22 protein-coding genes are annotated in these 24,614 nt (G+C 71.9%); 16 read left to right on the forward strand and 6 right to left on the reverse strand.

What is annotated here, in order from left to right; all coding sequences use genetic code 11:
- Positions 1 to 18: 18 nt before the first annotated feature.
- Positions 19 to 531 carry an O-acetyl-ADP-ribose deacetylase gene (locus tag ASE68_RS06430; RefSeq protein ID WP_235480773.1) on the reverse strand — a complete coding sequence of 171 codons (513 nt, stop codon included), beginning with the start codon at positions 529 to 531 and terminating at the stop codon, positions 19 to 21.
- 203 nt (positions 532 to 734) lie between these two features.
- On the opposite strand from ASE68_RS06430, the gene ASE68_RS06435 reads away from it, so the two are divergent.
- The gene (locus ASE68_RS06435) at positions 735 to 1,196 is read left to right on the forward strand and encodes a DUF3054 domain-containing protein (RefSeq protein WP_055856418.1); all 462 of its coding nucleotides are present in this window, start codon (positions 735 to 737) and stop codon (positions 1,194 to 1,196) included.
- Positions 1,196 to 1,906 carry a nicotinamide riboside transporter PnuC gene (gene pnuC / locus ASE68_RS06440; RefSeq protein ID WP_055856421.1) on the forward strand — a complete coding sequence of 237 codons (711 nt, stop codon included), beginning with the start codon at positions 1,196 to 1,198 and terminating at the stop codon, positions 1,904 to 1,906. The genes ASE68_RS06435 and pnuC overlap by 1 nt, the downstream gene beginning before the upstream one ends.
- Here the strand turns inward: pnuC and ASE68_RS06445 are convergent.
- Positions 1,857 to 2,189 (reverse strand): hypothetical protein, encoded by a 333-nt coding sequence (locus tag ASE68_RS06445; protein WP_055856424.1) that lies wholly within the window; start codon positions 2,187 to 2,189, stop codon positions 1,857 to 1,859. The two genes, pnuC and ASE68_RS06445, sit on opposite strands and share 50 nt — an antisense overlap.
- A gap of 210 nt (positions 2,190 to 2,399) precedes the next feature.
- On the opposite strand from ASE68_RS06445, the gene ASE68_RS06450 reads away from it, so the two are divergent.
- From ASE68_RS06450 to ASE68_RS06470, 5 genes are all read left to right on the forward strand, one after another.
- On the forward strand, positions 2,400 to 4,028 hold the full coding sequence (locus tag ASE68_RS06450) for a methyltransferase (protein ID WP_082462076.1): 1,629 nt from the start codon (positions 2,400 to 2,402) through the stop codon (positions 4,026 to 4,028).
- A gap of 157 nt (positions 4,029 to 4,185) precedes the next feature.
- Positions 4,186 to 6,951: a hypothetical protein gene (locus tag ASE68_RS06455; RefSeq protein WP_157421569.1), complete on the forward strand. Its 2,766-nt coding sequence runs from the start codon at positions 4,186 to 4,188 to the stop codon at positions 6,949 to 6,951.
- 160 nt (positions 6,952 to 7,111) lie between these two features.
- Positions 7,112 to 8,050 (forward strand): DnaJ domain-containing protein, encoded by a 939-nt coding sequence (locus ASE68_RS06460; RefSeq protein ID WP_055856429.1) that lies wholly within the window; start codon positions 7,112 to 7,114, stop codon positions 8,048 to 8,050.
- Between the two features lie 111 nt (positions 8,051 to 8,161).
- Entirely contained in the window at positions 8,162 to 9,439 is a 1,278-nt protein-coding gene (locus tag ASE68_RS06465) for a M18 family aminopeptidase (protein WP_055856431.1), read from the forward strand.
- Positions 9,440 to 9,637: 198 nt separating this feature from the next.
- A complete protein-coding gene (locus tag ASE68_RS06470; protein ID WP_082462077.1) occupies positions 9,638 to 10,171 on the forward strand; it encodes a rhodanese-like domain-containing protein in 534 nt (177 codons plus the stop codon).
- A gap of 90 nt (positions 10,172 to 10,261) precedes the next feature.
- Here the strand turns inward: ASE68_RS06470 and ASE68_RS06475 are convergent, their stop codons facing one another.
- Positions 10,262 to 11,647 (reverse strand): L-serine ammonia-lyase, encoded by a 1,386-nt coding sequence (locus tag ASE68_RS06475; protein ID WP_055856434.1) that lies wholly within the window; start codon positions 11,645 to 11,647, stop codon positions 10,262 to 10,264.
- A gap of 309 nt (positions 11,648 to 11,956) precedes the next feature.
- Between ASE68_RS06475 and ASE68_RS06480 the strand changes: the two genes are divergently transcribed.
- From ASE68_RS06480 to ASE68_RS06490, 3 genes are all read left to right on the forward strand, one after another.
- The gene (locus ASE68_RS06480; RefSeq protein ID WP_055856436.1) at positions 11,957 to 13,060 is read left to right on the forward strand and encodes a ThuA domain-containing protein; all 1,104 of its coding nucleotides are present in this window, start codon (positions 11,957 to 11,959) and stop codon (positions 13,058 to 13,060) included.
- 141 nt (positions 13,061 to 13,201) lie between these two features.
- Complete coding sequence (locus ASE68_RS06485; protein ID WP_055860857.1) at positions 13,202 to 14,227, forward strand: ATP-binding cassette domain-containing protein; 1,026 nt, start codon at positions 13,202 to 13,204, stop codon at positions 14,225 to 14,227.
- Positions 14,224 to 15,066, forward strand: coding sequence for an ABC transporter permease (locus tag ASE68_RS06490; protein ID WP_055856439.1), 843 nt, complete (start codon positions 14,224 to 14,226; stop codon positions 15,064 to 15,066). The genes ASE68_RS06485 and ASE68_RS06490 overlap by 4 nt, the downstream gene beginning before the upstream one ends.
- Before the next feature lie 27 nt (positions 15,067 to 15,093).
- Here ASE68_RS06490 and ASE68_RS06495 read toward each other — a convergent pair whose 3' ends face one another.
- Complete coding sequence (locus ASE68_RS06495) at positions 15,094 to 18,312, reverse strand: BTAD domain-containing putative transcriptional regulator (RefSeq protein WP_055856442.1); 3,219 nt, start codon at positions 18,310 to 18,312, stop codon at positions 15,094 to 15,096.
- Between the two features lie 77 nt (positions 18,313 to 18,389).
- Here ASE68_RS06495 and ASE68_RS06500 point away from each other — a divergent pair, with 77 nt between their 5' ends.
- From ASE68_RS06500 to ASE68_RS06525, 6 genes are all read left to right on the forward strand, one after another.
- Complete coding sequence (locus tag ASE68_RS06500) at positions 18,390 to 18,911, forward strand: DUF3060 domain-containing protein (protein WP_157421570.1); 522 nt, start codon at positions 18,390 to 18,392, stop codon at positions 18,909 to 18,911.
- A 72-nt stretch (positions 18,912 to 18,983) separates the two neighbouring features.
- The gene (locus tag ASE68_RS06505) at positions 18,984 to 19,775 is read left to right on the forward strand and encodes an alpha/beta hydrolase (protein WP_055856446.1); all 792 of its coding nucleotides are present in this window, start codon (positions 18,984 to 18,986) and stop codon (positions 19,773 to 19,775) included.
- 80 nt (positions 19,776 to 19,855) lie between these two features.
- Entirely contained in the window at positions 19,856 to 20,125 is a 270-nt protein-coding gene (locus ASE68_RS06510; protein ID WP_055856450.1) for a helix-turn-helix domain-containing protein, read from the forward strand.
- A complete protein-coding gene (locus ASE68_RS06515) occupies positions 20,118 to 20,609 on the forward strand; it encodes a Clp protease N-terminal domain-containing protein (protein ID WP_055856453.1) in 492 nt (163 codons plus the stop codon). Before ASE68_RS06510 ends, ASE68_RS06515 begins: the two co-directional genes overlap by 8 nt.
- Positions 20,606 to 21,583 (forward strand): ABC transporter ATP-binding protein, encoded by a 978-nt coding sequence (locus tag ASE68_RS06520; RefSeq protein WP_055856455.1) that lies wholly within the window; start codon positions 20,606 to 20,608, stop codon positions 21,581 to 21,583. The genes ASE68_RS06515 and ASE68_RS06520 overlap by 4 nt, the downstream gene beginning before the upstream one ends.
- Positions 21,580 to 22,422, forward strand: a complete 843-nt coding sequence (locus ASE68_RS06525) for an ABC transporter permease (protein ID WP_055856458.1) — start codon at positions 21,580 to 21,582, stop codon at positions 22,420 to 22,422. Before ASE68_RS06520 ends, ASE68_RS06525 begins: the two co-directional genes overlap by 4 nt.
- A gap of 217 nt (positions 22,423 to 22,639) precedes the next feature.
- Here ASE68_RS06525 and ASE68_RS06530 read toward each other — a convergent pair whose 3' ends face one another.
- Entirely contained in the window at positions 22,640 to 23,263 is a 624-nt protein-coding gene (locus ASE68_RS06530) for a CoA-binding protein (protein ID WP_055856461.1), read from the reverse strand.
- Positions 23,260 to 24,555 (reverse strand): O-acetylhomoserine aminocarboxypropyltransferase/cysteine synthase family protein, encoded by a 1,296-nt coding sequence (locus tag ASE68_RS06535; RefSeq protein WP_055856464.1) that lies wholly within the window; start codon positions 24,553 to 24,555, stop codon positions 23,260 to 23,262. Before ASE68_RS06535 ends, ASE68_RS06530 begins: the two co-directional genes overlap by 4 nt.
- Positions 24,556 to 24,614: the final 59 nt, after the last annotated feature.

Raw genomic sequence — 24,614 nt, forward strand, 5'->3', positions numbered from 1 at the left:
GCCGACCGCCTGGTCGACTCAGCCGGCGCGGCGGGCGTCGAGCGCAGCGATCACGTGCTGGTGGGCGTCGTCGGTACGGCACACGATCCTGACGGCGTCGACGCGCGTGCTCGCGGACGCGATCGTCTCGACGGCTGCCGCGACGGCGTCGTGGAGCGGCCAGGCATAGACGCCCGCGCTGATGAGCGGGAACGCCACCGTGCGCGCACCGAGGTCGTCGGCGACCTCGAGCGCTCGCCGGTAGCAGGAGACGAGCAACGATCGATCCCGCTCACCGGCCGCGAAGTTCGGGCCGACCGTGTGGATCACCCAGCGCGCCGGCAGCTCGCCCGCCGTCGTCCACCCGGCGTCGCCCGTCGCGAGTCCGTCGGGGAACCGGGTGATGCAGTCGCGGAGGATCGCCGGCCCGCCCGCCCGGTGGATCGCGCCGTCGACGCCGCCGCCTCCGCGCATGGCGCGGTTCGCGGCGTTCACGATCGCATCGACGTCCTGGGTCGTGATGTCGCCGGGCACAGCAGTGATGACGGGCACCAGGCCAGTCTCCCGCATCGCCGGTCGGAACGCCCGGGCGGTCGCGAGCGGTGTGCTCGTGGCGCCGGGGTTCGTCCTCGAATCGTTGTTGCGTTGTTGCGTTGTTGCGTTGTTGCGTTGTTGCGTTGTTGCGCCGGTCCACGGGGGCGGAAGTCCCGCGGGCCGGAGAGGAACCATGGCCGCGCCCACCGTACGATGAGGGCGTGACTTCACCCTCGCACGCGCCGCGGTCGACCGGCGCCGGCACGATCGCGCTCGCCGCCGCACTCGACGCCGTGCTCGTCGTCGTGTTCGCGGTCATCGGCCGCAGCAGCCACGGCGAGGCGCTCGACCCCGCCGGACTCTGGGGCACCGCGTGGCCGTTCCTCGTGGGCGCCATGCTCGGCTGGACGGCGGCGCGCGCCTGGCGTCGCCCGATCGCGGTGTGGCCGACCGGGGTCATCGTGTGGGTCGCGACCGTCGTCGTCGGCATGCTGCTGCGCGCGGCATCCGGTCAGGGCACCGCGGTGGCGTTCATCATCGTGGCGACCCTCACGCTCGCGCTGCTGCTGCTCGGATGGCGGGCGATCGCCGGCCTGGTGCTGCGCTTGCGGGCGAGGAACGGCCGACCCGCGGCATCCGGAACCGATGCATCGGCGACCGAGGCTTCGGCGAGCGCCGCCTAGTGAACCCCATCGAGTGGCTGTTCGACGCCCAGCTCGTGATCGGCGACCAGGTGATCCTCTGGCGCGAGATCGTCGGCAACCTCTTCGGCCTCGCGAGCGCACTCGGCGGCCTTCGGCGCAAGATCTGGGCGTGGCCCGTCGGCATCGTCGGCAACGCGCTGCTGTTCACGGTGTTCCTCGGCGCGGTGTTCGACACCCCGAACCCCGTGAACCTGCTGGGTCAGGCCGCGCGCCAGGTCATGTTCATCATCGTGTCGGTCTACGGCTGGATCCGGTGGTCGCAGCACCAGCGTGCGGGCGGCGGCGACACGCCCCCGGTCGAACCCCGCTGGGCGACATGGAAGGTGCGCGTGCTGCTCGGCCTCGGCATGGTCGGCGGCACGCTCGCGCTCACCCCGATCTTCCGGGCGCTCGGCTCGTTCGAGCCCGTGTGGGCCGACGCGTGGATCTTCATGGGATCGCTGCTCGCGACCTACGGCATGGCCAAGGGGTGGACCGAGTTCTGGCTCATCTGGGTCGCGGTCGACCTCGTCGGCGTGCCGTTGCTGATCAGCGCCGGCTACTACGCCTCGGCGTTCCTCTACCTGTTCTACGGTGCGTTCACGATCCTGGGGTTCATCACCTGGATGCGCGTGCAGCGCCGGGCGGCAGACGCCGGGACTACCAGGCCGACGGCACCCGATCGAGGATCTTCCACACCGCGGCGCTGAGCTCGGGCAGTTCGAGCGCGATCTCGCGGAGCAGCTCGAACTCGAACTTCTCGACGTCGCCCTCGCGGGCGGCGGGGTGGTAGGCCCGCGCCCGAGCCGTGTTCCAGCGATCGGAATGCATGCGCTCCTCGCGGAGCGTCGCGACCACCTGCTCGTCGACCGACGGCAGGTCGGGCAGGAAGACCCACGGGTCTTCGCCCAGACGGCATCGCAGTTCGATGAGCGCCGAGAGCTCGTCGCGGGCGTCCTGCCGCAGGTTCTCCAGCGTCGTCGCGTGTGTCATGGCGACCTCCCCTCGCTGTCTAGATCGTAACCAACGCTACGGGGGCCGTGTGTCGCGCGGGTTACGGGGCATGACCCCAGATGGCCAACGGATGACACGTGCGTGACGCCCGATGTCGGGCACCGTGCGTCCGCGACGCCGCTCCCGCCGGGTGGTGCAGGCGGGCCGCCCTCCGCACGGCGGCGCGAGGGCGTGCGCTTGAATGGACGGATGGACGCGCACGATGGATCCGACCCCGACCGCCTCGGCACCGCGACGGCTGAGGTGCGCGGCGAACTGCTCGGGCGGCTCCGCGCCGACCTCGACTCCGCACGGTTCCACGTCGCGGCGCTCGAGTCGCTGTGGGGGGCCGAGGCTGCTGCAGCACTGCACCGCGGGCAACGCGTGCCCGCCCGACGCGTGCTCGACGCCCGGCGCGCCGAGCACGCGGCATCCGCCGACCTGGCGACCCTCGCCGAGCTGTTCGTGCTCGGGCTGCCGGTTCGGCGCGACGAGCTCGAGCACGCCCTGCCGTTGCTCGGCGTCGACGGGGCGATCGCGCTCGGGCTCGTCGGTCCCGCACCGACCGACACCCGCGACGCGGCGACGGCCGACGCCGATGCGCCGGCCCGCGACATCCGGGCCAGGCTCGACCTGCGCCCGTACGCGTTCGCCGACGCGCACGGCGCCGGGCAGTGGTGGGTCGTCTCCGACCTCGGCGAACTCGCGCTCGGCCACGCGCTCGGCGAGCATCACGTGCTCGGCATCGGCGGCGCCTCGTCGACGCTGTCGGGCCTGATGATCCCGGATGCCGCGGCGAGCGTGCTCGACCTCGGCACCGGATGCGGCATCCAGGCGATGCACGCGTCGCGGTTCGCCCGGCGCATCGTCGCGACCGACATCTCGGAACGCGCCCTCGAGATCGCCCGCATGAACATGGAGCTGAACGGCATCGACGGCGTCGAGTTCCGCCTCGGCAGCCTCTTCGAACCGGTCGCCGGCGAACGCTTCGACCGGGTCGTCTCGAACCCGCCGTTCGTCATCACCCCGCGCCGCGAGGGCGTGCCCGAGTACGACTACCGCGACGGCGGCATGGTCGGCGACGGCATCGTCGAGGCCGTCATCACGGGCGTCGGCGCGCACCTCGCACCGGGCGGCGTCGCGCAACTGCTCGGCAACTGGGAGTACCGCGGCCGCGCCGACGCCTTCGACCGGGTCGCCGACTGGGTCGGCCGGAGCGGACTCGACCACTGGATCATCGAGCGCGAGGTGCAGCACGTCACCGAGTACGCCGAGACCTGGATCCGCGACGGCGGCACCCTGCCGGGTGAACGCTTCGACCGGCTCTACGACGCCTGGCTCGACGACTTCGCCGACCGCGGCGTGCGCCAGGTCGGCTTCGGCTACGTGCTGCTGCGGCGGCCCGCGGCATCCGACACCCCTCGCCTGTCGCGCCTGGAACGCCTGCACGGCCCGCTCGGCGGCGACGGGGCGACCCTCGGCTCGCACCTGTCGGAGTGCCTCGCCGCGCACGACGTGCTCGCCGGCCTCGACGACGTCGAGCTCGCCCGCACCAGGCTCGTCGTCGCGCCCGACGTGACCGAGGAACGCCACCATTGGCCGGGCGACGAGAACCCGACGGCGATGGTGCTGCGCCAGGGCGGCGGGTTCGGCCGCGCCATCACGCTCGACACCGGCCTCGCGGCCCTCGTCGGCGCCTGCGACGGCGACCTCGAGGTCGGGCAGATCATCGCGGCCATCGCGCACCTGCTCGAGGTGGACGCGGCCGCGCTCGCCGCCGAGCTGCTGCCCGCCGTGCGCGCCCTCGTCGACGACGGGATGCTGCGCTTCGCGGAGTAGCCACCGGGAGCCACAGGGGAGCGCTCCCCATGCCAATTCGACCGGCTCTCGTGTGATGATGTCCATCGTCCCGGCAGAAGCGACCCGTTCCGCCCTCGTGCCCGCGCCGGGGCGGGTCGGGGCGTCGCATGCTGGGAGGCATCGCTTGAACATCCTCGTGACCAGACGACCACGAGCCTGGGCCGTCCTCGGCGCGGTCATCGCGCTCGTGCTCGCAAGCGTCGGCATCTCCGCCGCCCCGGCCAACGCCGCGATCCCCAGTGGAACCGGGAGCATCTCGGGCCACATCACGCTGCCGGCCGGTATCGACCCGGCAACGGCCGGCCTCTCGGTCGGTGTGTTCGAAGCCTCCGTCGACAACAGCTCGATGGGCGGATCCATCACGCCCGCAGGCGACTTCGTCGTCTCGGGTCTCGGCGCCGGCACCTACAAGCTCGAGTTCCGCGCCTGGAACGAGCCGTCCGTGCTGCCCGGGTGGTACGGGGGAGCTGTCGACTTCGCCTCCGCCAAGACCGTGACGCTCACCGCCGGACAGCAGCTCACCGGCATCGACGCGACGCTCGCGCAGGCGGGATCGATCGCCGGCGTGCTCTCGGGAGTCCCGGCGTCCGGCGCGAACGTGATCGCCTGGCGACTCGACAGCAGCGGTCAGTGGTCGCAGGCGGGATACCAGAACCTCGCAGCGAACGGCCCGTACGAGATCTCGGGGCTCGCGGTCGGAACATACACGCTGCAATTCAACACCGGCACCTACCGCGACCAGTACTGGAAGCTGCAGGCCGACCTCGCCTCGGCGACGCGCATCGAGGTCGCCGGGGGCGCGCTCACGGGATTCGACGCGGACGTCTCCGCGGGGCTGGTCACGCCCAGCCTCAACGTGGCCGGATCGCGTCAGGTCGGCTCGGTGCTCCAGGTCACCGGCACCTGGGAGACGCAGCCCGACACGGTCTCGTACCAGTGGCTCGCGAACGGCACGGCGATCGCCGGCGCGACGTCGTCGACCTACACCCCGACCGCGGCCGTCGTCGGCGCCTCCATCAGCGTCCGGTTCGTCGGTGAGAAGGCGGGGTACGTCTCGGCGACCGACGTCATCCAGGTCGGCACGATCTCGAAGGGGCTCATCACGGCCGCTACGCCGTCGATCACGGGCACCACGGTCACCGGCGCGACCCTGACCGCCGTGCCGGGCACCTGGCCGACGGGAACGACGCTCACGTACCAGTGGACCGCCTCCGGCGCGAACATCGCCGGCGCGACCGGCAAGACGTTCGTCCTCACCTCGGCGCAGCAGGGTCGACTCGTCGCGGTCCTCGTGACCGGCACGCTGGCGGGGTACGAGCCCGCGACCGGGCGCAGCGCAGGTATCGGCCCCTCCCAGGCCGACGGCTACACGGCCCCGACGCCGACGGTCTCGGGCACCCCTGCCGTCGCCTCGACGCTCACGGCCGTGACCGGCACCTGGACCTCGGGCACCGTGCTCTCCTACCAGTGGTACGCCTCGGGCGCCGCGATCAGTGGTGCGACGGCATCGACGTTCAAGCTCACGAGCGCTCAGGCGGGCAAGACGATCTCGGTCACTGTCACGGGCAAGCTCGGCGGCAACACGCGTGCCGTCAAGCCGTCGGCCGCGACCGCGAAGGTCGCTACCGCGACCACCCCGACCGTCGCCGGCACGGCGGCCGTCGGATCGACGCTCACCGCGACTCCCGGCGCCTGGACGACCGGCAGCGCCTTGACCTACCAGTGGTACGCCTCGGGCACCGCGATCTCGGGTGCGACGGCGTCGACGTTCAAGCTCACGTCGACGCAGGCGGGCAAGGCCATCACGGTCGCCGTGAAGGGCACGCTGTCGGGCTACGCCACGGTCACGAAGACCTCGGCGGCGACGGCGAAGGTCGCAACGGTCGCGACGCCCACGATCTCGGGAACCGCCGAAGTCGCCTCAACGCTGACGGCGAAGACGGGCACGTGGACGACGGGCACGACGTTCACGTACCAGTGGTACGCGTCGGGCACGGCGATCGCTGGTGCGACGGCATCGACGTTCAAGCTCACGAGCGCGCAGGCGGGCAAGACGATCACGGTCGACGTGAAGGGCACGCTGTCGGGCTACCCGACGATCACGAAGACGTCGGCTGCGACAGTGACCGTCGCGACGGCCCCAACGCCGACGATCTCCGGCACCCTCGCCGTCGGATCCACGCTGACGGCGACGACCGGCACGTGGACGACCGGCACCGCGCTGACGTACCAGTGGTACGCCTCGGGCACGGCGATCTCGGGTGCGACGGCGTCCACGTTCAAGCTCACGAGCGCGCAGGCCGGCAAAGCGATCACGGTCGCGGTGAAGGGCACGCTGTCGGGCTATCCGACGATCACGAAGACGTCGGCTGCGACGGCCAAGGTCGCGACGGTCGCCACGCCGTGGATCTCGGAGTGGATCGCAGTCGGGTCGACCTTGAAGGCGAACACCGGCACGTGGACGACCGGCACGACGTTCACGTACCAGTGGTACGTGAACGGTGCGGCGGTCTCGGGTGCGACCTCGTCGACCTACACGCTCACGACTGCCCACGCCGGCAAGACGATCACCGTCGCGGTGAAGGGCACCCTGTCGGGGTATCCGACGATCACGAAGACGTCCGAGGTGACGCCGAAGGTCGCGACGGTGGCGACGCCGACGATCTCGGGCACGGCGAAGGTCGGCTCGACGCTCACTGCCAAGACCGGCACCTGGACGACCGGCACGGCGTTCACGTACCAGTGGTACGCGGGGGGCACCGCGATCCCGGGTGCGACCGCGTCGACCTACCAGCTCGCGACGGCGCAGAAGGGCACGGCGGTCTCCGTCCTGGTCACGGGCACGCTCAGCGGCTACCAGACGATCGTGAAGGGGTCGTCGGCCGTCGTGCCCGTCGGCTGATCGCCTGATCCACCCGTCGAGGGCCGGTCTCCCGAACTCGGGGAGGCCGGCCCTCGCGCTGTCCGGCGGCAGGCCGCGCCACGCGCCGCGCCTGCGTCGGGCGCGGCCGTCTCGCAGTCGGTCGGCGGTAGTCTCGTCTGCGCACGACGAAAGCGAGCCCATGCCCGACAGTCCGCTCTCCGCCTCACCGTACGAGGTGCTCGGCGTCCGCGCCGACGCGAACGACGACGAACTCCGCCGCGCGTACCGCCGCGCGCTCCGGCACGCGCACCCCGACACCGGGGGATCGACGACGCAGTTCGATGCCGTGCAGCGCGCGTGGATCCTCGTCGGCACGCCCGCCGCGCGGGCCGCGTTCGACCGGGGAGGCCGCGGCGCCGAGTCCATGGCCGAGCCCACGCGGGCGACCTGGGCCCCGGCGCCGCCGCGCCCGCCTCGCGACTCGCGTCCGCTCGCCCGCTCGTACGGCCACCCGGGCGGGCTCACCCGGCAGCGCTATCTCGACGGCATCCGCGAATGGGTCGGCCTCGGCGACGAGATCCCCGACCCGTACGACCCGACGCTCGTTCGTCGAGCTCCCCGCGAGATCCGGCACCTCCTCGCCGACGCGCTCGCCGAAGAGGCCACGGCCCGATCGCTCTCGACGCTCGGCATCGCGTTCACGGTCTGGCACGACGTGGCGACGGATGCCGCGGGGCACGGCCTGCCCCCGAAGCTCGACCACCTCGTGCTCGGCCCGACGGGCCTGTTCGCCATCCAGTCCGAGGACTGGGGCGGGCCCGTGCGCTTCCGCCGGGGCGAGCTCATCGGCGAGGCGCTCGCGGGGGAGCGGCCGATCCGCGCGCTCGCCGCCCGCGCGAAGTCCATCGGCCGCGCCGCGAAGGTCAAGCCGACCGGGCTCATCGTCGTCGTGCCAGACGAGTTCGCCGAGGAGCCGCTGCAGGTCGGCGGCACCAACCGCGGTGCGGTCGTCGTGCTCGCGCGCGCGTCGCGGGTCGCGAGCGCGATCCGCGAGGGCATCCCCGGATCCCCGTTCATCGGCGGCGCCGAGGTCATGGAGGTGCGCACGCGCCTGCAGCAGAGCGTGCGCTTCGCCTGACCGTCGTGCCGGCCCGACGCCGGTCTCGTGACGGCGCCGGGGCGCCTCCTCGCACGGCGGGGGATGGCCGCTCGGTTCGCGTCGGCGGCATCCGCGGTGTTGGATTGACCCATGCCCCTCGTTGACCGTGACGCCCACATCGAAGACCTCTCCGCGTTCATCCGCGAATCGCCGTCGTCGTACCACGCGGCGGTCGCCGTCGCCGATCGCCTCGTCGCCGCGGGGTTCGAGCGGCTCGACGAGCGCGACGAGTGGCCGGCCGGCCCCGGTCGCCGCGTGGTCGTGCGCGACGGCGCCGTCATCGCCTGGGTGCAGCCCGAGGCCGCGACCGCGACGAGCCCGTACCGCATCATCGGCGCGCACACCGACTCGCCCTCGTTCAAGCTGAAGCCCGGCGCCTCGACGAGCTCCGAGGGCGTGCTGCAGGCCGGCGTCGAGGTCTACGGCGGCCCGCTGCTGAACTCGTGGCTCGACCGCGAGCTCGAACTCGCCGGACGCCTCGTGACGGCCGACGGCACCGAGCACCTCGTGCGCACGGGCGCGCTGCTGCGCATCCCGCAGCTCGCGATCCACCTCGACCGCGAGGTCAACAAGGGCCTCACGCTCGACCGCCAGCGACACCTGCAGCCGATCTGGGGTTCGGGCGCCGCGGGCGACGTGCTCGCGCACCTCGCGGGCATCGCCGGCCTGCACGCCGACGAGATCGCGGGGCACGACGTGCTCGTGGCCGACACGGCCGCGCCGACGCGCTTCGGCCTCGACGACGTGTTCTTCGCCGCCGGGCGCCAGGACAACCTGACCTCGGTGCACGCCGGACTCGTGGCGCTGCTCGCGGCCGGCGACGACGCGGCATCCGACCATGTCAGCGTGCTCGCCGCGTTCGACCACGAGGAGCTCGGCTCCGAGTCGCGCTCGGGCGCGAGCGGTCCGTTCCTCGTCGACGTGCTCGCGCGCATCGCCGGCGGCCTCGGCGCCGATGAGCACGACCGCCGTCGTGCGTTCGCCTCGTCGTGGCTGCTCTCGTCCGACGCGGGCCATGCCGTGCACCCCAACTACCCCGAGCGCCACGACCCCGTGAACCGCCCGCACCTCGGCGACGGACCGCTGCTGAAGCTGAACGCGAACCAGAAGTACGCGACCGACGCGCACGGCTCGGCGCTCTGGGCGCGGGCGTGCGAGCAGGCGGGCGTGCGCTTCCAGCCGTTCGTGTCGAACAACGCGATCCCGTGCGGTTCGACGATCGGGCCGCTGAGCGCGACGCGCCTCGGCATCCGCACGGTCGACGTCGGCACGCCGCTGCTGTCGATGCACTCGGCCCGTGAGCTCTCGCACGTCGACGACCTGGCCGCGCTCGCGGCGGCGGCGACCGCGTTCCTCACGCCCGCCTGATCATCCGCGCCCCGGAACAGGCGTTGGCGCCCGACGCGCCGGTTCGACGCCTGTTCCGGTGCAGGTCCGGTCGCCGCACTCTGTTCTCGAGGCACGGGCCTGTTCTCGAGGCACGGCCGCATGGCGATGGCCGGATGTCGCGGGTCGGCGTCCGGATTTCATGAGCGCCGAGCGGCCGCTCGATGGCAGCATCGACGCATGACGCAAGATACGGCCACCGCCACCCTGTTCGAGCACGTCGCCCCGTCGCTCGACGCGATCGCGCACTTCCGTGGACGACTCGGCTTCGAGGCCGACGTCTCCGACGTGCACGGCGCCCTCGCCGACGGCGAGCCGTTCGTGCTCATCGACACCCGCAACGACGCCGCCTGGGCGCAGGGGCACGTGCCCGGCGCCGTGCACCTGCCGCGTCGGGACATCGGCCTGCGCGCGGCATCCGTGGTTCCGATCGGCACCCCGGTCGTCGTCTACTGCTGGGGCCCCGCCTGCAACGGCGCGACGAAGTCGGCGCTCGAATTCGCGACGCTCGGCTACCCGGTGAAGGAGATGATCGGCGGCTTCGAGTACTGGGTGCGAGAGGGCTTCGCGTTCGACACGGCCGACGGGCTCGCCCAGCGGGTGCCCGACGCGCTCACGAACGTCGCGCCCGCCGGGCTCACGGGGGCCGACGCGACGACCGGCGCCGCGGCATCCGTCACGACCATCGACACGGGCATCACCTGCGCCTGCTGAGGCCCCGGCGGCTGAACCCTGCGGTGCCGACCCCTCAGCGGGCGGACCGACTCGGGCCGCGCAGCGCGCGACACCGCCTGCGCGGCCCGGTCAGCACTCCACGACGTTGACGGCGAGCCCGCCGAGGCTCGTCTCCTTGTACTTCGACTTCATGTCGATGCCCGTCTGGCGCATGGTCTCGATGACCGTGTCGAGCGACACGAGGTGCGTGCCGTCGCCGTGCAGGGCCAGGCGCGCGGCCGAGACCGCCGTCGACGACGCGATCGCGTTGCGCTCGATGCAGGGCACCTGCACGAGCCCGCCGACCGGGTCGCAGGTGAGGCCGAGGTGGTGCTCCATGGCGATCTCGGCCGCGTTCTCGACCTGGCGGGGCGTGCCGCCGAGCACCGCGCAGAGCGCGCCGGCGGCCATCGCGCACGCGGATCCGACCTCGGCCTGGCATCCGCCCTCGGCGCCCGAGATCGAGGCGTTGCGCTTGACGAGCGACGCGATCGCCGCGGCCGTGAGCAGGTAGCGGCGGATGCCGGCGGCATCCGCACCGGGAACGAAACGCAGGTAGTAGTGGCCGACCGCGGGGATGATGCCCGCGGCGCCGTTCGTCGGCGCGGTGACGACGCGCCCGCCCGACGCGTTCTCTTCGTTCACGGCGAGCGCGAACGCGTGCAGCCACTCGGTCGACGTGTCGCGGGCGCCCGGATGCGCGGCCTCGTCGCGCTCGTACTGCTCGAGGCGCCGTCGAACGTCGGGGGCGCGGCGCTTCACCTTGAGGCCGCCGGGCAGCGTGCCCCCGGTGTCGAGGCCGTGCTCGACGCACACGGCCATCGCCGCCCAGATCGCGTCGAGCCCGGCGTCGATGCCGGCCTCGCCGTGCAGGGCGACCTCGTTCGACCGCACGATGTCGCACATCGACACGTCGTGCTCCTCGCAGAGCTCGAGCAACTCGGCCGCCGTGGAGTACGCGAGCGGATAACGCACGACCTCCGACTCCTGCGGGGCGTCGCCGTCGCGCCGGATGAACCCGCCGCCCACGGAGTAGTACGTCTCCTCGACGAGCGGCAGCGCGTCGTCGCCGTGCCAGGCCTGCAGCGTCAGCGCGTTCGGGTGCCCGGGCAGGCGGGTGCGCGGGGCGAACGCCACGTCTTCGCTCGACATGGTGATCGGATGCCGACCCGCGAGCTGCACGTCGGCGCCCTCGCCGAGCGCGGTCCACGCGTTGCGCACGTCGTCGGGATCGCAGTCGTCGGGTCGGAGCCCGCGGAGCCCGGCGACGACGGCATCGGGCGTGCCGTGGCCGAGCCCGGTCGCGCCGAGCGAGCCGAAGAGCGTGCACGTGACCCGGTCGACCTGCTCGAGCAGGCCGTCGTCGACGAGTCGTTCGGCGAAGGCCCTGGCCGCCCGCATGGGGCCGACGGTATGCGAACTCGAGGGGCCGATCCCGATCGAGAAGAGATCGAGGGCAGAGACGAACGCTGTCACGGGTTCAAGGGTACGCCGCAGACCGTGCACGCATTCGCCGGGAGCGTGCATGGATCTTGCGTGGTCGGTCCGATCGTCGCGGAACCCGCGCGTGGATACCGCCGTCGGCCGATCTTCACTTCTGCTGAAGTTTCGGCGAAAGCTGGATGCCAATGGCGCGGGTATTGCCGGGCACCCGTTGACATCCATCGTGGGCGCCGAATAGTCTCGTCCCTGTGGATATGTCGCTTAAGGCAACATATTCGGCCGATCCGCCCGAGCGGCGAACGGTCAGCTCATGCACGGTCCACTCGAAGGGGAGAACGACCTATGAAGCAACACGTCCAACGAGCCGTCACGGGGCTCTGCGCCGTCGGCGTCACGCTCAGCCTCGGCATCGCCGCGGCTCCGGCGAACGCCGCTGACGACGAGTACCAGGTGCTCGTCGTCGGGGAGACCCTCGGCTTCCGCCACTCGCACATCGACGACACCACGCTCGCGATCATCGCCCTCGGCGAGGAGCACGGGTTCGGCGTCGACGTGTGGGATCCGCCGCAGGGCAACTCGCCCGGCCAGCCCGCGCTCACGCTCACAAGCTCACCGTTCACCACCGCGGCCGACCTGTCCAAGTACGAGACGATCATCTTCGCCTCGCCGGTCGACGCGACGAACAACCTCGACCCGAACCGGCCGCGCCTGCTGAACGACACCGAACTCGGGGCGTTCCAGGGGTACATCCGCGGGGGCGGCGGCTACGTGGGCCTCCACGCGGCCACCGACTCGATGCACACGGTGCCCTGGTACAGCGAGCTCACGGGCGGCAGCGCGCGTTTCCGCAACCACCCGGCGCAGCAGACCGCGACGATGCGGGTCGAGAGCCCGGGGCATCCGTCGACGACGATGCTGCCCGCCGCGTGGCAGCGCTTCGACGAGTGGTACAACTTCACGACCAACCCGCGTGACGACGTCCACGTGCTCATCACGCTCGACGAGTCCACCTACAACCCGGGCAACGGCGCCATGGGCGCCGACCACCCGATCGCGTGGTGCCAGAACTTCGAGGGCGGTCGCTCCTGGTACGAGGGCGCCGGACACACGGATGTCTCCTGGAGCGACCCGCTCTTCCTCGAGCACATCCTCGGCGGCATCGAGTGGACCGCGGGCAAGGTCACCGGTGGCGGAGACTGCGTGACGTTCCCCGAGGTCGACGGGATCCTCGCGGATCTCGCTGATGACTCGAAGAAGAACGCCAAGCTCGCCGGTGACGTCACGGCGTACCTCGTGACCGCCGAGGCCGCGGCCGACGCCGGCGATCACGCACGTGCGAGCCACGTGCTGAAGCAGGCCAAGGGCAAGGCGCACGGCATCCAGGACGCCGAGCTCGTCGAGAAGATCGCCGACCTCATCGAGTGGCAGCAGGCGCTCGGCGGCTGACCCGCGCACCAGCAGCGCATCGACGGGACGGGCTCCGCCAGGACGGCGGGGCCCGTCCCCTCGTCTGCGCTCACAGACCATGTCTGCGCATGTCAGCGCCGCGACAGCGCCGTGTGAGCGCCGGCGCGGAGCATGGTCGACATGACCACATTCACTTCACACGACACCACCGCCGGGCGCGGCTGGGCCGTCGAGGCCGAGGGCCTCGTGAAGACCTTCGGATCCAACCGCGCCGTCGACGGCGTGGACCTCCGCGTCGCGACCGGCACCGTCTACGGCGTGCTCGGCCCCAACGGCGCCGGCAAGACCACCACGATCTCCATGCTCGCGACCCTGTTGCGACCCGACGGCGGCAGCGCCCGCATCTTCGGCCACGACGTGCAGCGCGAGTCCCAGGTCGTGCGCCAGCTCATCGGCGTCACCGGCCAGTACGCCTCGGTCGACGAGACCCTCTCGGCGACCGAGAACCTCTACCTCTTCTCGCGGCTGCACGGCCTGAGCGGAGCCGCCGCGCGGCGCAAGTCCGCCGAGCTCCTCGAGGAGTTCGGGCTGACCGACGCCGCCAAGCGTCCGCTGAAGAACTTCTCGGGAGGCATGCGCCGTCGCCTCGACCTCGCAGCCAGCCTCATCGCGCAGCCGCCCCTCATCTTCCTCGACGAGCCGACCACGGGCCTCGACCCGCGCACCCGCATCCAGATGTGGGAGACCATCCGCCGCCTCGTCTCATCGGGCTCGACGGTGCTGCTGACGACCCAGTACCTCGACGAGGCCGACCAGCTCGCCGACCGCATCGCGGTCATCGACCGTGGACGGGTCGTCGCCGAGGGCACGGGCAACGAGCTCAAGGCCTCCGTCGGCGAGTCCACGCTCGAGCTGCGGCTCGCGAGCGCGTCGGACGCCGATGACGTGCGCGTCGCGATCCAGCGCGTCCTCGGCGTCACGGCCTCCGTCTCGCCCGAGGCCGGCCGGATCACCGCGCCGATGAACAACCCCGACCTCGTCACCGAGCTGCTCGTGACGCTCCGCGACGAGGGCATCCACCTCGCCGAGATGAGTGTGCAGAAGCCCACGCTCGATGAGGTGTTCCTCACCCTCACCGGCCACGGCGTCGAGACCGACGACGCCGAGTCCGCAGCATCCGCCGCGCTCGAAGGGAGCCGAGCATGACCACCACGCTTTCGCCGAAGGCGACCACCGCGTCGCCGATCACCCCGGGCGTCGAGCGTTCGCTCAGGAACCGCGTCTCCATCCCCGAGACGATCTCGCACACGTTCACGATGGCCTACCGCGGCCTGCTGAAGATCAAGCGCACGCCGGAGCAGCTGTTCGACGTGACCCTGCAGCCGATCATCTTCACCCTGATGTTCACGTACATCTTCGGCGGCGCCATCGCCGGCGACGTGCAGAGCTACCTGCCGATCATCATCCCGGGCATCCTGGTGCAGACCGTGATCACGACGTCGATCGTCACCGGCACGCAGTTGCGCGAGGACATGGACAAGGGCGTGTTCGACCGGTTCCGTTCGCTTCCCATCGCCCGCATCGCGCCGCTCTCGGGTGCGCTGCTCGCCGACACCGTGCGCTACCTCATCGCGACGACGCTCACCATCACCATGGGCGTCATCATGGGGCTCAGGCCGGAGGGCGGGCTCGGCGGCGTCGTCGGCGGCGCCGTGCTCGTGATCGCCTGCTCGTGGGCGATCAGCTGGATCTTCGCCTTCTTCGGCGTGATCGCGCGCACCGCCTCGAGCGTGCAGGGCATCTCGATGCTCGTGCTGTTCCCCCTGACGTTCCTCTCGAACGCCTTCGTGCCGGCCGACACCATGCCCGACTGGCTGCAGTGGTTCGTGGACATCAACCCGGTCTCGCACCTCGTCACCGCGGTGCGCGAGCTCTTCGACGCCGGCACGTTCGGCGGCGACGCCTGGCTCTCGCTCCTCGGCGCGGCCGTCATCGTCGCGGTCTTCGCGCCGCTCACCGTGAAGGCGTACATGCGCAAGGCGTGACGCCAGTGCAGGCCGAGGTCGGCGCCGTCACACCCCGGGAACGGGCTCCGCGATCAACGCGCGAGCCCGTTCCGTGCGTTCGGTGTTCGAGAGCACGGATGCCGCGGCGCGCGCCGTGGCGAGGCGCTCGGCGCCCGCGTGCTCGGCGATGACCGCGGCGATGTTCTCGAGGCGCAGCGCGGGCAGGTCCTGCCGCGAGTGCAGCACCTCGGCGAGCGCGAACGACTCGACGGCTCGATCCGACAGCGACGGATGCCGCACCGCCCACGCGCTCCAGCCGGCGGCGACCGTGCCGAGCACCGGGCGATCCGTGAAGACGTCGCCTCGAACGCGCAGCGCCGCGACCGCTCGCCGCCGCATGAGCTCGGCCCACTCCGCGAGGGCGGGCTCCGGCCAGCCGGACTGCACGCCGCCCGCGACGACCGCGGCGAGCGCGATCTGGTACCACGGCGACGATCGCTGGCGCCCTTGCGCGAACTGCGCGATCACCTCGGGCGCCCGCGCGAACGCGAGCGCGGTCTCGCCACGGAGTCGGGCGACCTCGACGAGTCCGAGCCTGGCCGTCATCGCGTGCGGGATCCCGTCGCTCGTGACGCGGTCGTCGGCCGCCTGCGCCACGAGCCGTTCCTCGGCCTCGTCGAGCCGGCCGGCGGAGATCAGGTGGCTCGTGATCATCCAGTCGATCTGCATCAGGTCCTGCGTCGCCTCGAGCCGCACCATGCCGGCGCGCGCCTCGGTCGCCCATTCGAGCGCCTCGTCGGAAGCCCCGCGCTGGCCGGCGAGCTCGGCGAGCATGAGGGCGGACATCGCGGAGGCCCACGCGTCGCCGACCTGCTCGGCGAGGAGATGCGTGCGCAGGGCGTACTCTGCGGCCTGGCCCGGTTCGCCCTCGTTCTCGGTGAACTGCGATTGCAGGATGTTGGCGAGCAGGGCGGTCTCGGGGTCGTCGGACTCGGTCATCGCGGCGATCAGGCGGCCGGCCAGCTCGAAGTCGGGCATCGCGAGGAGGAACTGCGTGATCGCGTCGATCCACGGCGCTCGCGCGAGCCCGAGCTTCGCGACGGCGCGCAGCCGGGCGAGGGCGCGAAGGCCGACGGGCGTGTCCGCGGCGAAGTTCGTGCCGGCGATGAGGATCAGGCCGAGCGTCGCCGCCTCGCTCGTCGCGGCATCCGGTCGCGTGCCCCTGGTCGCCTCGAGCACGGCGTCGCTGAGGCCGAGGATCTCGGAGTGGGCGCTCCTGACGGTCCAGAAGTAGCCGAGCGTCGCGAACACCGAGGTGACGGTGGGGGCGTCGCGGCGCTCGATCGCCCGGCGGAGCACGGCGACGAGGTTGTCCTGCTCGATCGCGATCGACGCGAAGGTGCGCAACTGGGCCGGCCCTCGCACATGCGCGAGCGCGCGTCGGGAGAACGCCGAGGCCCAGTCGGCCATCGCCGCGGCGACGTCGTCGCGCTCCTCGGGTGCGAGCCGCAGCTGCCCGAACTCGCGCACGGTCTCGAGCATGCGGAACCGCGGCTGCCCGAGCGCGTCGTCGGCCACGGCGAGCAGCGACTGGGCGATGAGCCCGTCGAGCACCCAGACGGCGTCGGCGGTGCCGAGCACGGCCTCGGCGGCCTCCGCGCCGAACCCGTCGACGAACCAGGCGAGCCTCGGCAGCGCGGCCTGCTCCGCCGGCGTCAGCAGGGCCCAGCTCCACTCGATGACCCCGGCGAGCGTGCGCTGGCGTTCGGGCGCCGAGCGGTCGCCGCGCGCGAGCAGGGTGAACCGGTCGGCGAGTCGCGCCTCGATCTGCTCGACGCTCATCGAGCGAACGCGGGCCGCGGCCAGCTCGATCGCGAGCGGCAACCCGTCGAGTCGGTCGCAGAGGCGCTGCACGACGTCGAGGGGGAGGGACGCCGCGGGGCGGGCCGACCTCGCACGCTCGAGGAACAGGCGGGCGGCCGGGCCGGGCTCGGCATCGGGTTCGCCGGCCGCGAGCGTCGAGAGCGGGTACACCTGCTCGGCGCCGATCGCGAGCGGACTGCGACTGGTCGCGAGCACGCGCAGGGTCGGCACGGCGGCGAGCAGCTCGGCCGTCCACGTCGCGACGCCCTCGACGATCTGCTCGCAGTTGTCGAGCACCAGCAGGGTGGGCCGCTCGGCGAGCTGCTCGACGATGCGCGAGCGCGCGTCGCGTCGCGTCATGGCGGCCTCGCCGAGTCGCTGGCTCGCGCTCGCCTCGCGGATGCCGAGGGCCGAGCCCAGCGCGAGGGCCACGTCGTCGTCGGTGCGCACGCTCGCGAGCTCGACCACGATGACGGCGGGCGCATCGGAGCGTAGGGCGACCTGCTGCGCGAGTCGGGTCTTGCCGAGGCCGCCAGGTCCCAGGATCGTCACGAGCCGGTGCTCGGCCATCGCGCGCTCGACAGCCTCGACGTCGGCGTCGCGGCCGATCAGCGCGTTCGGAGCCGCGCGTACGCCGATGCGGCGCCGCTGCGCCGGTGCCGTCGTGGCGTCGGACAGGTCGGGTGCCTCGTCCTGCAGAAGTTCGGCGTTCAGGGTCACGAGCTCGGCCGAAGGGGATGCGCCCAGTTCGTCGGCGAGGCGTTCGCGGAATCCCGCGAATGCCGCGAGGGCTTCGGCCCGCCGACCGGATGCCGCGAGCTCGCGCAGCCGGGCTGCGATCAGTCGTTCGTTCAACGGCTGCATGCCGAGCAGTGCGGCCAGGTCTGCCGCGGCGCCGGCGTGATCGCCGGCCTCGCCGCGCAGCCGTGCACGCCGCTCGAGCAGCGCGGACCTGGCAGCGGATGCGCGGTCGACGAGTGCCTCGGCGATCGGCGCCCCGCCGAGATCGGCGCCCGGCTCGCCGCGCCAGAGGGCCAGGGCCGCATCGATCGCTGCGGGGCTCGCCGTGGCATCCGTCGACACCCGGGCGGCGAGCGAGAGGTCGAGCTGGTCGGCCTCCACCCCCAGCGCGTACCCGCCGGGCACTGAGCGCAGCAGCCCATCGGCCGTCGTGGAACGCAGGCGACTCACGAGGGTCTGCAGCGCCGCCTTCGCGTTGCGCGGCGGTGCGTCGCCCCAGATCTCGTCGACGATCGCCTCGACCCCGACCCCGCCGCCGGCGGCCCGCGGAAGTACCGCGAGCACGGCGATCAGCGCCTTCGCGAGCGCGCCGGGAGGCTCGACCCGGCTGCCGTCGGGGCCCTCGACCGAGATCGGGCCCAGCACGCGCACGCGGGGGGACTCGCCGGGGTCGGTGTGCACGGCACGAGCCTACCGGCGACGTTCCGGGGCTGGAGCGCGGCGCGGTCGCCTGTCTATGCTGGGCTCGGGGGGATGACATGCGCGCACCTGTGGGGACACTGCTCGGACTTACCGGAATCCTGCTGCTCGCCGGATGCGTCGGGCCGCCCGGCGGCCAGGGCGGGGGCGACGGCTCCAGTGGCTCCGGCGATGGGGCGGGCGCCGGCGGCCGAGAGCAGGTCTCGTGCGCGGAGGCGTCGAGCGTGACGCTCGACGGCGAGCGCGTGGCGTACGAGGTCGTCGGCGACTGCGCCGAGGTCATCGTGCGCGGCAACGGCCTCGACGTGCGCATGGGGGCGACCACCGAGCTCAGCATCGAGGGTCGTGCGAACGAGGTCGATTCGGGCTCCGGTGTGGGCGCCGTCACGATCAAGGGCGACGACAACGACGTCGAGGCGACCACCATCGCGTCGATCGTGATCGCGGGCAACGAGAACGACCTCGAGGCCGAGACCGTCGGATCGGTCGAGATCGCCGGCGACGACAACGGCGTCGAAGCCGGCAACGACCCGCAACCGGTACGCGTGACGGGCGACGGCAACATGGTCGAGCGCCACTGACGTCGAGCTCGTCGACGCCGAACCGTCCGAAAGTCGCACGCGTCGCCGCGGCCGAACTGCGAGACTCGGGGTATGACGAACGCCGCCGAGCACGAGCCAGCACACGAACGATCGACCGGGCGCCGCGTCATCCGGATCCTGCTCGCGGTGCTGACCGTGTTCGTGCTGCTCGTCGTCGGCTTCCTCGTGTGGGCGAACACGGTCATGCAGGGCGAACGGCCTGCGGCCCTCGAGGCGTGGACGGACGACCGGGTGAGCATCGAGTCGTTCGACGACTCGGTCGTGATGACCCCCGTCGACGCGGCATCCGATCGCGGCCTCGTGTTCATTCCCGGGGCGAAGGTCGACCCGTACGCCTACCTGGCGAAGCTCGTCGACGCCGCCGCCGAGACCGGCACGACCGTCGTCATCACGAAGCCCACGCTGAACCTCGCCTTCTTCGACCAGCGCCCGCTCGACACCTTCACGAGCCACGCGCCCGACGTCGACGAGTGGTACGTCGGCGGGCATTCGCTCGGCGGGGTGCGTGCGTGCATGATGGCGGCCGACGGCGAGGAGGTCGCCGGCCTCGTGTTCTTCGGCTCGTACTGCGCGAACGACGTGAGCGGCACCGACCTCGCCGTGCTCAGCATCTCGGGCAGCGAAGACGGGCTCAGCACGCCCGACAAGATCGAGGGCGCCGCGCACCTGGTTCCGGCCGACACGACCTACGTCGAGATCGAGGGCGCGAACCACGCGAGCTTCGGCAACTACGGCGTGCAGCCGGGCGACGGCGTCGCGACGATTCCCGATGGCGACGTGCGGGCGGCGATCACCGATGCGCTCGTGGCGTTCTGGGGCGATTCGGGCGCGTCGGGGGAGTAGCGCGGTCGGATGCCGCGGCATCCGATCACGGTTGAGCAACTCTGGTTGACAAAGTCATGTAAGCAACATAGGTTGCTTACATGAACCCGCCGCCACCACCGCCGCCACCGCCGCCCACGACGAGCCCGGACCCCACCGGAGCCGAGGCCTCCGACCTCGCCGCCGTCGTCGCACTGCGTGATCTCGCCGACCAGCTCGAAGACGCCGCCATCGAACGCGCGATGCGCGAGGGCTGGAGCTGGACCCAGGTCGCCGAGGCCCTCGGCGTCACCCGCCAGGCCGTGCACAAGAAGCACCACCGGCGACTCGAGCATGCGGGAATCGAACTGAGGAGGCGCGGCAATGCCTGAACTGGTGCACGACGAACTCGGGCCGACCCTGAAGGGCGTCGTCCTCGGCGCGATCGACGAGGCGACCCGGCGCGGCGCGACGAAGGTGGAGTCCGAGCACCTCCTGCTCTCCATTGCGGCCAGCGGCGACCTCGCCTCGGCGACGCTCGCCGAGGTCGGCCTCGACCACGGCGCGATCGACGAGGCGCTCCGGGTCGAACGCGCGAACTCGCTGGCCTCCGCCGGGGTCGAGCCGGTCGCCGACGAGCGCCTGCGCGCCGTGCGTGACGCCCGGCCAGGCTGGGGCGCGTCGATCCGCGAGTCCCTGAGTCGCGCGAACTTCCGTGCCCGTCGCGGCCGACCGAGGGCCGAGCGCGAGCGACTCGCCGTCGCCGATGCGCTCGTCGGCGTGCTCCGCGCCGAGGTCGGCACGGTTCCGCGTGCGCTCGCCTACGCGGGCGTCGATCGTGCCGCCCTCATCACCAGGCTCGAGGCGCTTCGATGAGCACCCCCGACCGCCTCGACGGTGCGCGGCCCGTGATCGCGGTCGACGGCCTGCAGATGCGCTACGGCGCGCACGAGGTGCTTCGCGACGTGTCCTTCGAGGTGGGCCGCGGCGAGGTCCTGGCCCTGCTCGGCCCGAACGGCGCGGGCAAGACCAGCACGATCGAGATCCTCGAGGGCCTGCGCCGCCGATCGGCCGGGCGTGTCGAGGTGCTCGGCATCGACCCCGCGCAGGCCGACGAGCGGTGGCGCGCCCGTGTGGGCGTCGTGTTGCAGTCGTGGCGCGACCACGCCAAGTGGTGTGTGCGCGAGTTGCTCGAGTACCAGGGCTCGCTCGCCGCGCCGTACTCGACCGACTCCATCATCCGCCCCTGGCCGGTGGGCGAGCTCCTCGCCGCGGTGGGGCTCGCCGAGCAGTCCGACCGCATGCTGAAGTCGCTCTCCGGAGGCCAGCGCCGCCGGCTCGATGTGGCGATCGGCCTCGTCGGACGCCCCGAGCTGGTCTTCTTCGACGAACCCACGGCCGGGCTCGACCCCCAGGCCAGACGCGACTTCCACGACCTCGTGCGGCGGATCGCGCAGGAGCTCGACACCACGATCCTGATGACCACGCACGACCTCTCCGAGGCCGAGCAGCTCGCCGATCGCATCGCGATCCTCACCGACGGGCGGATCGTCGCCGACGGTACCTCCGACGACCTGGCACGGCGCATCGTGGGCGAAGACGAGGTGCGGTGGACGTTCGAGGGGCAGTCGATGACGCACCACGTCCGCGACTCCACGGCCTTCGCCCGACAGCTCTTCGAGCAGCACGGGCGCGGCATCGCCGACCTCGAGATCCGGCGCGCCTCGCTCGAGGACACCTACCTCGCGCTCGTGCAGGCGGCCGAGGCGGCCGCCGAATCGCGCGGAGTATCCGGCGCAGCGTCCGGAGGCACCGACGGCCCGCGCGACCTCGCGGAGGCGAACCGATGAGCGTCTCGGCGATCGCCGCGCGGGCCGGGTTCGTACGAGGACGCATCGAACTCCGGCAGGCGTTCAGCGGTGCCGAGCTGATCGGCCAGCTGCTCTGGCCCCTGCTGACGCTCGTCGCGATCTTCCTCGTGCGCGACGTGCAGATCGGCGACGGCTACACGCTCGACACGTTCATCCTGCCGGGCGCCCTCGGCATGTTCGTGGCGCTCGGCATGCTGCTCGTCGTGCAGCAACTCGCGGCCGACCGTGAGGACGGATCGGTGCTGCGAGCGAAGATCACGCCGAACGGCATCCCGGCATACCTCGTCGGCAAGCTCGTGCAGATCTCGGCGACCGTGCTCGCGTACGTCACGATCGTGCTGGTGCCCGGGCTGTTCTTCGTCGACGGGCTCGCGCTCGGGCGCCCGGGCTCCTGGCTGACGTTCGCGTGGGTCGTGCTGCTCGGCCTGGTCGCGACGCAGAGCATCGGCGCGGTGCTCGGGTCGCTCGTGTCGAGCTCCCGCGGCGCCGGCTACCTGTCGCTGCCGGTGCTCGCGCTCATCGCGATCTCGGGCATCTTCGCCCCGATCACCGCGCTGCCGGCCTGGCTGGCGGGGATCGCCCAGGTGTTCCCGGTCTGCTGGCTCGGTCTCGGCATGCGTTCGGCGCTCCTGCCCGACTCGGCGGTCGTCGTCGAGATCGGCGGCTCGTGGCGGCCGGTCGAGACCGCGGTCGTGCTCGGGGGGTGGGCGATCGCCGGGCTCATCTCGGCGCCCGTCGTGCTCGGACGCATGGCCCGCAAGGAGTCCGGTTCGCGGGTGGCCGCACGTCGCGAGCGGGCGCTGCAGCGGCTCGGCTGATGCTCGACGCGCCGATCGGGCCGCCCGAGTGGTCGCGACACGTCGGAACGACGGGCTCGGAAGCCGCAGAACGTGACCGCTCGGCGGACGTGCTCGGCGCGCCTGGGCCCAGCGGGCGCCGGAACCGGCGCCGGATGTCGCGGCGAACGACGGGTGCCCCGGAACCGAGCGGCTCCGGGGCATCCGAGATCTGCGGTGAGGGCGAGCGCCGCCGCTCCTAGCGCACCGTCTTGCGCGCCGTGATCTGGCCGGTGTCGAAGCCGAGCAGGTGCAGTCCGCCGTGGAAGCGGGCGTGCTCGACCTTGATGCAGCGGTCCATGACGACCGTGAGACCCTGCTCCTCGCCGTAGTACGCGGCATCTTGGTTCCAGATGCCGAGCTGCACCCAGACGGTCTTGGCGCCCGCGGCGACCACGTCGTCGATGACCTGCGGGATGTCGCTGCCCTTGCGGAACACCACGACGATGTCTGGCACCTCTGGCAGGTCCTTCAGGCTGGCGTACGCCGGCTGGCCGAGGATCTCCTTCTCCATCGGGTTGACGAAGTAGAGGCGGTAGTCGCTGGACTGCTGCAGGTACGTGCCCACGAAGAAGCTGGAGCGCTGCGGCTTGGGCGACGCGCCGACGATCGCGACCGACTTCGCCGCGTTCAGGATGCGCAGGCGCGCCTTGGCGTCGGGTCCGACCCAGGTGCGCTGCGACTTCAGCAGCTTCGCGAGCGGCGAGCTCGCGGGCAGCTCGCATGAGAGGCCGTTGACGAGGCGGACGGTCTCGGTGGAGTCGACGGATGCCGCGGCATCCGTCGTGCTCGGGTCGATGATGGTGTCGGTGGCAGTGCTCATCGTGCTGCTCCAGTCGCGGCCGTGAGGGCCTGGTCGAGGTCGTCGATGATGTCTTCAACGTCTTCGATGCCCACGCTAATCCGCACGACGCCAGGAAGCACGCCCGCGTCGACGAGCTGCTGCTCGGTCAACTGCGCGTGCGTGGTCGACGCCGGGTGGATGATGAGCGTCTTCGCGTCGCCGATGTTCGCGAGGTGCGAGGCGAGGTTGACCGACTCGATGAGGGTCTGGCCGACCGCGCGGCCGCCCTTGACCTCGAAGCTGAAGACGGAACCGGCGCCCTTGGGCAGGTACTTCTGGGCACGGTCGTAGTGGGGGTGGTTCGGCAGGCCGGCCCACCAGACGTTCTCGATGCGGGAGTCGGACTCGAGCCACTCGGCGACGGCGCGCGCATTGTCGATGTGCGCCTGGATGCGGTACGGAAGGGTCTCGACGCCCTGCGCGAGCAGGAACGCGGAGTGCGGTGCGAGCGCCGGGCCGATGTCGCGCAGCTGCTCGGCGCGCAGGCGCGTGAGGAACGCGTACTCGCCGAAGTTGCCCGACCACTCGAGTCCGCCGTAGCTCGGCACGGGCTGGCCGAAGAGCGGGAACTTCTCGGAGTGCCAGTGGAAGCGGCCCGACTCGACGACGACGCCGCCGAGGGTCGTGCCGTGGCCGCCGAGGAACTTCGTGGCCGAGTGGGTGACGATGTCGGCGCCCCACTCGATGGGGCGGTTGAGGTAGGGGGTGGCGATCGTCGAGTCGACGATGAACGGGATGCCGTGGGCGTGCGCCACGTCGGCGAGGCCCTCGAGGTCGGCGATCTCTCCCGACGGGTTCGCGATCGTCTCGACGAAGAGCGCCTTGGTCTTGTCGGTGATCGCGGCCGCGTAGTCGGCCGGGTCGGAGGAGCGGACGAACGTCGTGTCGATGCCGAAGCGGCGGAGCGTGACATCCAGCTGGGTGATCGAGCCGCCGTAGAGGTTCGCCGAGGCGACGATGTGGTCGCCCGAGCCGGCGAGGCTCGCGAAGGTGATGTACTGCGCGGCGAGGCCGGAGGCGGTGGCGACGGCGCCGAGCCCGCCTTCGAGGCTCGCGACGCGCTCCTCGAAGCTCGCGACCGTCGGGTTCGCGAGGCGGGAGTAGATGTTGCCGTACTTCTGCAGCGCGAAGCGCGCCGCGGCATCCGCCGTGTCGTCGAAGACGAACGCACTCGACTGGTAGATCGGGAGGGCGCGGGCGCCCGTCACCTGGTCGGGGATGTTGCCCGCGTGGATGGCGCGGGTCTTGAAGCCGTATTCGCGGTCTGCCATACCGCAACGCTAGCCGCGCCGCACCCGCCGGCCCGCGGCATCCGTAATGCGGAGCAATC

This window comes from Agromyces sp. Leaf222, assembly GCF_001421565.1.
Classification (GTDB): Bacteria; Actinomycetota; Actinomycetes; order Actinomycetales; family Microbacteriaceae; genus Agromyces.